General features: G+C 69.3%; 10 protein-coding genes and 2 pseudogenes. 4 read left to right on the forward strand and 8 right to left on the reverse strand.

Annotated elements, in window-relative coordinates; genetic code table 11:
- Positions 1-61: 61 nt before the first annotated feature.
- Positions 62-508, reverse strand: a pseudogene (locus ABD353_RS38280) (IS5 family transposase); the annotation flags it as partial.
- 81 nt (positions 509-589) lie between these two features.
- On the opposite strand from ABD353_RS38280, the gene ABD353_RS38285 reads away from it, so the two are divergent.
- On the forward strand, positions 590-964 hold the full coding sequence (locus tag ABD353_RS38285; RefSeq protein WP_344628349.1) for an RNA polymerase sigma factor: 375 nt from the start codon (positions 590-592) through the stop codon (positions 962-964).
- A 58-nt stretch (positions 965-1,022) separates the two neighbouring features.
- On the opposite strand, the gene ABD353_RS38290 is transcribed toward ABD353_RS38285, so the two are convergent.
- The 5 genes from ABD353_RS38290 to ABD353_RS38310 form a co-directional block, all read right to left on the reverse strand.
- Positions 1,023-1,184 (reverse strand): hypothetical protein, encoded by a 162-nt coding sequence (locus ABD353_RS38290; protein ID WP_344628350.1) that lies wholly within the window; start codon positions 1,182-1,184, stop codon positions 1,023-1,025.
- Between the two features lie 190 nt (positions 1,185-1,374).
- The gene (locus tag ABD353_RS38295; protein WP_344628351.1) at positions 1,375-2,622 is read right to left on the reverse strand and encodes a helix-turn-helix domain-containing protein; all 1,248 of its coding nucleotides are present in this window, start codon (positions 2,620-2,622) and stop codon (positions 1,375-1,377) included.
- Positions 2,516-2,866, reverse strand: a complete 351-nt coding sequence (locus tag ABD353_RS38300; RefSeq protein ID WP_344628352.1) for a hypothetical protein — start codon at positions 2,864-2,866, stop codon at positions 2,516-2,518. Before ABD353_RS38300 ends, ABD353_RS38295 begins: the two co-directional genes overlap by 107 nt.
- Before the next feature lie 743 nt (positions 2,867-3,609).
- Positions 3,610-3,732, reverse strand: coding sequence for a hypothetical protein (locus tag ABD353_RS38305; protein ID WP_344628353.1), 123 nt, complete (start codon positions 3,730-3,732; stop codon positions 3,610-3,612).
- Between the two features lie 466 nt (positions 3,733-4,198).
- Complete coding sequence (locus ABD353_RS38310; protein ID WP_344628354.1) at positions 4,199-5,104, reverse strand: hypothetical protein; 906 nt, start codon at positions 5,102-5,104, stop codon at positions 4,199-4,201.
- 180 nt (positions 5,105-5,284) lie between these two features.
- On the opposite strand from ABD353_RS38310, the pseudogene ABD353_RS38315 reads away from it, so the two are divergent.
- Both ABD353_RS38315 and ABD353_RS38320 read left to right on the forward strand, forming a co-directional pair.
- A pseudogene (locus tag ABD353_RS38315) lies at positions 5,285-5,667 on the forward strand (transposase); the annotation flags it as partial.
- Positions 5,668-5,688: 21 nt separating this feature from the next.
- Entirely contained in the window at positions 5,689-6,516 is an 828-nt protein-coding gene (locus tag ABD353_RS38320; protein WP_344628355.1) for a hypothetical protein, read from the forward strand.
- A 642-nt stretch (positions 6,517-7,158) separates the two neighbouring features.
- Here ABD353_RS38320 and ABD353_RS38325 read toward each other — a convergent pair.
- Positions 7,159-8,409 carry a tyrosine-type recombinase/integrase gene (locus ABD353_RS38325; protein WP_344628356.1) on the reverse strand — a complete coding sequence of 417 codons (1,251 nt, stop codon included), beginning with the start codon at positions 8,407-8,409 and terminating at the stop codon, positions 7,159-7,161.
- 106 nt (positions 8,410-8,515) lie between these two features.
- On the opposite strand from ABD353_RS38325, the gene ABD353_RS38330 reads away from it, so the two are divergent.
- Positions 8,516-9,319, forward strand: coding sequence for a hypothetical protein (locus ABD353_RS38330; protein WP_344628357.1), 804 nt, complete (start codon positions 8,516-8,518; stop codon positions 9,317-9,319).
- A 46-nt stretch (positions 9,320-9,365) separates the two neighbouring features.
- On the opposite strand, the gene ABD353_RS38335 is transcribed toward ABD353_RS38330, so the two are convergent.
- A partial coding sequence (locus ABD353_RS38335) for a hypothetical protein (protein ID WP_344628358.1) occupies positions 9,366-9,572 on the reverse strand: 207 nt, incomplete at its 5' end.

Consider the following 9,572-nt stretch of genomic DNA (forward strand, 5'->3'; position numbering starts at 1 on the left):
GAACCGTGCCTGTTCCACTGCCACCATCCGCAGCACCTACTGGCGGACGCCCTTAGAGGAGCTAACACAATGCTCGGACGCGTCGGCAGGTGATCACGCAGCAGGCCAACTTGAGGAAGGCCTCGTGGATGTCGTCGCGGATTCGCAAGCGGCGGAAGCCGTGGATCCAGGCGTTGGTGCGTTCGACCACCCACCGCACGGTGCCCAGACCGGAGCCGTGCGGCACGCCGCGGCGGGCGATGACCGGTTTGATGCCGCGTTTCCACCGCAGCCGGCGGTACTTGTCGTAGTCGTAGCCGCGGTCGGCGAACAGCTGTCGGGGCCGGTGGCGCGGGCGGCCGGTCGCTCCGCGGATGCGTGGGATCGCGTCGAGCAGGGGCAGCAGTTGGGTGACGTCGTGGCGGTTGCCGCCGGTCAGGGTGATGGCGAGCGGGGTGCCGTGAGCGTCGGTGACGATGTGGTGCTTGGAGCCCGGCCGGGCGCGGTCGACCGGGCTCGGCCCGGTTTTGGGCCGCCCCGACGGGCCTGGCGGAGCGGTTTCGACCGCCTGCGGAAGCCGGAGCGGGTGCAGTTCACCATCGCCCGCCGCGTGATCTACACGAAGCTCCCCGAGTACACCCAGCCGGCCGTCGAGTACGACGGCGAGCTGCCCGAGGACCTGCAGGCCGCCGAGGAGCCGGAGCCGATCGAGGAGCGCTTCGACCTGGAGAAGGCGCTGGACGAACTGCCGCCCAAGGAGCGCGAGTACCTGGTCGAGCACAAGGGCCACGGCCACACCGCGGACGACGTGGCCCGTCGGCACGGCGTCAGCAAGGGCACCGTGACCGGCAGCGCCCGCCGCGGCCTGCAGAAGCTCCGTGGGAGCCGGTGGCTGGCGACCGCCATCCAGATGGCGGCCATCGGGAACGCCCTCCACGTGGTCATCCGCATGATCATCGACATGGTCGGGGGCTGGGACTGGTAACCCGAGCTCGGGCACCGGGTGGCCCGCCGGGGATCGATCCGCCGACGGGCCACCGCTCTCATTCCTGGGTGTCGTCGTTGACCGAGGTGCGGCTGCTGCAGGCCGCGGCCGGGCAGCCGGGGCACGGCGGGCAGAGCGGGACACAGTCTGGAGGGACGACCCCGGCGTGGTGCCAGAAGGACTCGGTGGGCACGTCGTGGTTGCAGGCGCCGCAGCGCATGGTGGTCTCCTGTCCGGGGCCGGGCGTTCGCCGTCCCTCACCCCTTCGCCCTCGGGACCCTGCCGAATGCAGCGTCACTCAGCCGTGATCCGCGTCACATCGGCCGGTCCCGTGGGCGGTACCTACGGTGGTCCCGTACGCGGTACCGAAGGCCGGGGAAGGTCGAGCCGGCTGCCGCCGACTCGACCTTCTACTTGATGACGGTTGCGTAGACCAGGACCGCGATGAGCGTGAGTAGTGGAGGGGTAGACCTCTGAGCCCACTTCCAGAACTCCGGGTTGGCGATCAGCTTGCTCAGCAGCATGTACGTCTCGCTGCGCGGTTTCAGCTGCGGTTCGTCGCTAGTGCGCTGCCGCCGCCAGGCCTCCAGCAGGACTTTGGTCTCACGTTCGCTCAGGCGGCAGGCTGTGGCGACGGCCTGGACTACCGGCCTGCTGGGCAGTCGGTGGCCGCGCAGCGCGTCGTGCAGGGTGCTGTGCGGCACGGAAATGCCCGCAGCCTGCGCGGCCCGAGACATCGCCCTGATGGATGGCATACCGGCTTCAGCCCGCAGGGCCCGCAGGGCGTCGACGAACTCCTGCGGCGTCACCAACTTGCTGAACGCGGTGACCCGCTTGCTCTCGGACGGGTGCCAGACATCGTGGCCGTGGTCCCCGCTCTTCGCCTCCGTGTACAGCGTGACGCTATGGACGATGTCGCCGGTAGCCACCAATTCCCCCGTCCCGACCTTGTCGACGGCTGCCGCCGTCCTGCCGACGACCGGCGGGCTGGCGACCCTGCGCCAGCGCTCGACCCACATCGGTACGTCGCCTCCGCATGCCCTGACATACGCCACGATCGCCTCAACGCGGACCAGGTGAGCCCTCCCCGTCTCGATCCGGTTGAAGTCGACCGGCGTCAGGCGCGCCCGGCTCGTCATGGCGGCAGCGGTGAGGCCTGCTTCCTGACGAAGCGCCCTAATCTCCTGCGAGAAGACTTGGTTGATAAGGGGGTACTCCACACGGGGGCCGTCGGCCGGAGGAAACACCCGGCGTACCTCGATCTCGGAAGTGCCCGGTACTGGGGGCGGGGGTGCAGGTTGGTGGGCCCGGGCCGCGGCTTCCCATCGGCTCGTCCACTCCGCAGGGTCCCCGCCACATGCCACCGCGTAGGCCAGGGCGAGCGCCTGGGACGGCAGGGCCGCCCCTGACGCCGCCTGGGAGAGCGCGGTGGAGGAGTAGTTCGCGGCCTCCGCCATCTGGCGGTAGCTCACCTTCCTGTCCCGCTTGAGGTCCCGGAGGGCCTGGGCGAAGTCCCTGGTGGCAGGGTCGCAGTCCGGGGGAATCGGCTTCTCAGGCCGCCCCACCGTATTCACCCTTCCCGGCCGTCCCGCCGTACGCACGCTCTCCGGCCAAGGTGCCGTCGTCGCCCGCCTGGCCGGCTGCGTGGTTCTTCGCATCCGGAAGCTTTGGAGGGGCCGGCGGCTTTTCCTCGCTGGGGGAACCGTTGAGGTGGCCGACCACCTGGTTGGCCACCACGGCGAGCGTGGGGACGGCGACCACTGCGGCGGCCACCGGCATGCCGAGCAGGACGAGGAGGGTGATGCTGCCGCAGATGGCGGCCAGTACCAGGATCCAGACCGAGGCGTTGTGCTTCGGGGAGGGCGGCTCGCTGCCGTCCTTGCGCATCGTGGGGAGAGCCACGGGGGCGTCCCTTCCCGGGCCCGTAGGCCCGCGGTTCGCACACCGGTGCCGAGGCAGGCCGGTGTGCGGGCAGGCCCCCGTAGGGGCCTGCCCATCTATTAGTCCGAGCGACCCCGGCTGCAACCAGGAAAACGTCGCCGTCCGAATTGAACCGCACGTGCGACCGGAATGGAAAAGCCGCCAGAGATACCCGCCGGTAGGGATCAAGAAAAGGAGATCATTGGGCAATTATTCGGAATGTCGAATTCCGCTAGTGGTTCATGACAAATCGACAAAAAAGGGATGATAGGGCGCTCGCCGAATCCACTGAACAACTACTTTTCAAAGCCTCGGCCGACCTATCAAAGCTGGCATCATCCCAGGTCAGGTCAATTTTGTGCTCGTGGTGCAGTCCGACGGTGGTCGGCCATCAAGAATCTGGGGTTGTTCATTGGAGGGACAAGTCGACGCTGCCGATGCTGATGGGGCCGACCTGGCCAGAAAGCGGCCGGGGCCGGCTCCCACGGTTCATCGTTAGTCCGAGCGAACCAAGCCACCTTGGGGAAGCGCTGCAACGTGACCCCACGCCAGGAAGGGAAGAACCGACTTCGATCGTCCCTCTTCCTTCCACCGGGTTGATCAGAATTGTTCACCCATGCTTGCCCAAGGCCCCTGAGCCCGGCGTTGCTGCCAGCCTCGGGGGCCTTCGCTTGCCTGCGGGCGCCTCGCGTCCCGTGTCGGTATCTGCCTGAGGCAGTCAAGGGTCAGCAGCCGGTCGCGGTCAGCTCGTGGGAGTGGCGCAGCACGGTGCCGATCAGGAAGCCCACCCCGCGGACGGTCCAGCGACCATGGGTGAGCGGGCCGGGCGGGATGGCCCTGATTGTCACTCGGTCAGGGCGGGCGCGACGGGGTTCGGAGACTTCGCTGTCCTGGAGGGCGACGAAGTCGGCGTGGGCCTGTTCGACGGCATCCGGGTACGCCTCGCGCTTGGCGTGCTCGGCCAGCGCCCGGTAGATACTGGTGACGGAGGGGTTGTGACCCTTGCGTTTGCCGGCGGGGATGATCAGATCGCTGTTTTCCAGGCGGGCTGCCCCCTGTCGGACTCTGTCGCGCTGACCTGGTGTCCGGGCGGGTGCCCGGGTCGGCCAGAGACGAAGGGCAGGGGAGGGCGGGCGGGACGTGGGGAGCGCTGAGGGAATCGGGGCCGGCCTCTTCCGGTCCCCGCGCTCGGCGGGGCATCGCGCGCTCCGGGCGGCGTCGCTGACTCCGACCGCAGAGAACAGCGGAACAGCCGACGCTGACGCACGGTGGGGCGACCAGGTCGCCCCACCGTGCGTCAGCGTTTCTCGCTGGTCAGATTTGCCCGCCCGTGTTCGAGGACCACACCGGCTGGCCGCTGCCGGAGTAGATCACGAGGTTGCCGTCATCCTGGAGAACCAGGCGGGCTTCTGGAAAGCCGGCGGTGTTGGAGGCCCAGACCGGCGTGTTGCCGTCGTAGACCACGAAGTTGCCGTCGTACTGCATCTGTGCGTAGCGGTGGCTGTAGTCACCGATCACCTGTTGGGCGGTGCCCGTTGCCCAGAGCACATGGTTGGCGGGCCCGTAGAGAACGAGGTTGCCGTCCTGCTGCTGCATCAGGTGATAGACCCCGTTCGGCGAGGCGCCGTACGAGCACGTGTTGAGGCGTGAGTCGTTCGGCATCTGTCCGACGAACCCCACATAGCTGTTGCAGATGTCGAGCCCGCTGAACAGCCACTTGGCGACGGAACCGTCAGGGCGTTTCAGCGACAGGCTGCCCTTGTTCGTGAGACTCAACTGGGTCACGCCGGAGCCGCCGGTGTTGGAAGCCCAGGCAACGCTGTTGTTCGGCCGGTAGACCACGAGATTGCCGTCGGTCTGCAGCACCACCCGGTTGCCGGGCTGCCCGCCCGTATTGGTGGACCAGTAGTCGTACGGGCCGCGGCAGATGTTGGGCTGGAAGGCGCCGCACGGCGAGGGGCCGTAGAGGACGAGGTTCCCGTCGCCCTGCATGATCAAGCCGAACCTGCCGTCGGCGGAGACGGTGTACTGGTTCTGGAACATGGTCGTGTTCGGGCTCCCGAACGCTACCTTGGTGGCGTGGTCGAAGACCCCGTAACGCACGGATCCGGCTTCGGCGGTGGAGATCCCCATGCCGACCACGGAGAGTATGGCGAGCGCGACCGCGAGCAGGGCGCGGATCAGATGCTGCGTAGATCTGTTCTGCCGAAGGTGTCGCATGAGTCGCTGCTCCCTGTGATCAAATGCGTGACACCGGGGCATGCTTGAGCAGCCCGGTGCGCGCGGGGGATGGTTGAGGAGTCGGGCCGACTGGCCGCTGACAAGATTCTCGGTATGCGCTGACGAGCTGACAAGGAGTAACCGCCGTGGGAACTCCCATGGCGTCCTAGTGCCGCATCAGGCAACGTTCGCCCTGCTAAGAACAGGTCGAAGTTCCTGGAGTTCTGCCGCCTGCGCTCACTGCACCCGATGGACATGCGCATGGCGATCGTCTCCGACAACTGCTCCCCACACCTGACGACGAAGCGGTGCCAGCGGGTCGCGACGTGGGCGGCAGCGAACAACGTGAAGATCGCCTGCACCCCGACCGGCAGCTCATGGCTCAACCACATCGAGGCCCAGTTCACCGCCTGCGCTACTTCGCCCTCGACGGCACCGACCACACCAGCCACACCCGCCACAAGGAGCAAGAAAGCATGATCCGCCGCTACATCGTCTGGTGGAACAGACGCGCCGCCGACGAACGCCTACGCGAGGTCGTGAACAAGGCGAACGTTGCCTGATGCGGCACTAGCATCGGCCGTGTGACGACGAGTGATGAGCAACCCCCGTACTCACCCGACCCGATGGATGCGCTGACCCGCCTGCGGAACCCGGCGACGCAGCGCACCGATCCCAAGACCCAGTGGCTGCTCGAAGCCGGTCTCGCCGCTATATCGACCAGCTTCAAGGAAAAGCGCACCCCGGCGGCTCTGCCCCTCAACGTGGTCTGGCCGACCCAAGAGCGGGTAATCGCCTGCTATCGGGAACAGCGGGGGGATCCCAAGGCAACCCGGGGGCTTCTCGATCACCGCTGGCGAACAATGTCCGACTACTACTTCGATCTCTTGGCCTGGGCCCTGCACCCTGGCCACTACGCCTCCCACCGGGGCATGGCGCAAGACGCGGCCCGGCACGTCGTGGGAGCCGGCGACCTCAGCGTGGTGGCCCGTGGGATTGCGCTGGCCGAACTGGCAGACGTTTTCGCCAGCCCGATCTTCCGGATGAAGCTGCTGATCTGCGTGATGGAACCGGTCGCACCCGCGTTTCACCACGCCCTCGCTCGCTACTACGGCGCGGCCACTGAGTGGTGGAGCGAGGCATACCGGGCCATCCTCCTTGCAGCCGGGCTGGAACTGCGCAGCGAGATCCGGATGGAGACCTTCGCGGCCTTGATGTCGGCCATGGAAGAAGGCCTTGCCCTGCGCTACGTGGCATGCCCCGAGGAATTCGACCATGACATCGAGAAGCTGGCGCACAGCCTGGCCCTCGGCGCGCTGGCTCTGATCAACGGCGCCACCGCGGAACCTGGAGACGCCACCACCCTCGCCGAGTACTTGCAGCGCCGCTTCGGCCGCGGCGATCAGTCGTAGGGCAGAGTCGACGTTGTGCGCCACCGCCGATGGCATGGTCCCACCGTGGATCGTGTACGCGGCTTGGGTGAATCAGCAGGGCGGCCACGAGGTGGGCCCGCGCGTACTCACTGCTGATGCGAAGACGCCCCCGAGCGGGCGCAGGGAGGGGTGCGTACAGGCGGCGGTCCTGCTGCAGGCGTTCCAACCGCCGGTGCTCGATGAAGTCGATGAGCTCCAGGTCGAGCGCGCTCTGCAGTAGCCCGCCTTCGACCTGCTGCATCGTCTTGACGGCCTCGGTGTCGGACTTTCTGTGGACCGTCTCGATCTTCTGGACGACGGCGGCCGCGGTGCCCCCGCCGTCGTCGGCGGGCTGGGAGGGCTTGCGAATGATGTGGCGCACACCGCGGTCCAGGTGGCCCACGATGGCTGCCCGGGGGCTACCGGTGCTGTAGCAGTGGTAGGCGTCCGCGGTCAGCGCCGGACCTCCTGGTGCCGGACTCGGGTGATGCGCTCTTCCAGGTTCAGCACCGGGTGCTCGCCGTTCGTCGGGGCCGGCGCGGCGCGGACCGGTCCGGCAGCCGGCCGGGCGTGGAGTTCTCGTTCTCCTATGTATAGGCGGTGAACTTCCAGGCGGACAGTGGGTTTCCCGGCGGCGCCCGCTTACAGCGGCACGGCGAGCTGGCCGGGGTTCTGCCCGGGCAGGCGGACCTCGACCAGGTCGGTGCCGTCGACCGGGGTGTCGGCGTGCGGGTCCGGCCGCCAGGCGGGGCGGATGCCTTCGAGGACGGCGGCTCCGGCGTCGGAGAGGGTGGCGTTGCGCTCGTGCTTGTGGCGGCGCTCGCGGTAGCCGACGGTGGTGGCGGGGTTCTCGTGGTCGGCGAACGCCTGCACCTCGACCAGGTCGACGCCGTCGTCCAGCATGTGCGTGATCCGGGAGGCCCGCATGACCTGCGGGGTGACGTCCCGGCAGCGCTCGCACCGCTTGAAGGAGTGCCGTCGCTCGCCGGGGGCCGGCGGCCGGTCGGTGTCGGCACAGGTGAGGACCCGGGCGCGGTGGCCGAGCCGGGTGAGGATCCGGTCGACGTCGGACGGGTCGAGCCGGTTGTCGGCGGCGTCCAGCAGCAGCGGGCCCTCGGTGCGGCCGGCGGTCTGGGTGTCCAGCAGCTCGGCGACGAACGTGGACAGCGCGAGGATGCGCTCCTTGTTCTCCTTGCGGGTCACGTCCAGGTAGGAGCGCCGCCCGCGCTCGATCCGGGCGGTGACGTCGGCCGCGCACATCTCGGAGACCCTCCCGGCCAGGGTGTACAACAGGGCGACGACGGTCAGGTCGAGCTCGGAGGCGGCGGCGGCGTACAGCGCCTGGATCTCCTCCTTCTCCAGCACCGGCGTGCTGGAGCTGGTGTTGCCCTTGTCGATCCGCGGCAGGTCGTCGCGCAGCACCGGGTTGCGCACGTCCTCGCGGCGCTCGGCGGCGTAGACGTGCAGCGAGGACAGCGAGCGCAGGTAGCGGGCGATCGTCGCCGGCCGGGCGCCCTGGGCCTCCGCCCGGATCCGCCAGGCGGTGACCTGTTCGGCGGTGAAGCAGCCGACGAAGAACCGCTCGTGGCCGAGCTCGGCCGCGTAGCCAGCCCAGACCCGGCGGACGTCGTCCACGTAGTTGCGCTTGGTCTGGATGGAGCCGCGCCGGGTGGAGGAGATCCACTGCAGCACCAGCAGGAAGGTGTCCGGGGTGACGGCCTCGGCGAGGAGCTCCACCCTGGGGGTGTAGGTGCGCAGCTGGCCGGTGCGGCCGGTCTGCACCCGGCCGAGGTCCTCCATCAGCTTCTTGAAGACCGCGTCGGCGAGCGCCGAGGACGGCAGCGCGGGGGTGGGGCCGCGGCCGGCCGGGTCGATCTGAGAGGTCGTCACCATGGCCAAACGATAGCGGATAACAAGACGTTATCCGCTACCTTCGCTGTTTCGCCCGATCGTGGTGATCATGCGGTTCACAGTCTGTGAATCGGCGAGAATCGGGTCTGTGACCCCCCGCCGCCGCACCCACCCCGCCGCCCGACCCAAGGCCACCGCCCCGCTGCTCAAGGCCCCACTCCGGCTCGACCTGCAGCGCCCCGGCGACCTGGTGGACGAGCTGCGCCGCCTGCACGAGCGGCACGGTGGCGCCGACTCGATGCCCGACGCCGGCGAGCTGTACGGCGTGCTGCTGTGGGCCGAGCGCAACGCCCACCGGCTCGACCGGGCGCCGGAGAGCGAGCGGCAGCAGGCGGCCCTGCACCGGGTGACGCTGTGGCAGCACCTGCGCGAGCAGATCGACCGCCGCCAGGCCGCCGCGGTCGACGCCGCCCGGGAGGCCGGCGCCCAGTGGACGGCCCTCGCCGACCCGCTCGCCGTGAACGGGCCGTCCGCCGCCTACAACAAGGCCGCCCGGCTGCGCGCCGCCACCCTGACCGACCCGGACGGGCAACCGGTCCGCCGCACCCCAGAAGCGCTCGCCGACGCCGAGGCCCGGATCGCCCGCCGACAGCTGGAGGACCGGCGCCGCGCGCAGGCCGCCGACGAGCTCCACCACGTCCTCACCGCGGTCGCCACCCGACTCCTCGCCCACCAGGACGCACTGCCCACCGCGGACGAGGACGTCGCCTACTGGCTGGAGGAGCTGGCCACCGAACTGGAGGACGGCACCCCGGCCGGACTGCACCGCTGCCTCGGCGCCGCCGTCCGCGCCCTGCACCGGCACGCCCGCGGCAGCGGCCAGCCACTCGCGGCCACCACGGACGCACTCGCCGCCGTGGCCGCCGCCGAGGCCCTGCCGGAACCGGCGTGACGGTGGAGCCGAAACGGGGAGCGGGATGATCTTCGCTCTACCGGGGTCAGCCGAAGCGTTTGGCCAACTTCTCGGCAGCCCACACCCGGACGATGCCGTGGACAATGCCGTCGAGGGCGAGGTCGTGCAGGAGGTCGGCGCCGCGATCGTCGCCGAGCCCGACCAGCTTCTCGGCCACCTCCACCCGGGAGACGTCGCCGAGGGTGGTGTCGCGGGCGAGGTCGTGCAGGAGGTCGGCGCCGCGATCGTCGCC

It is taken from the genome of Kitasatospora arboriphila, assembly GCF_039528095.1.
Classification (GTDB): domain Bacteria; phylum Actinomycetota; class Actinomycetes; order Streptomycetales; family Streptomycetaceae; genus Kitasatospora; species Kitasatospora arboriphila.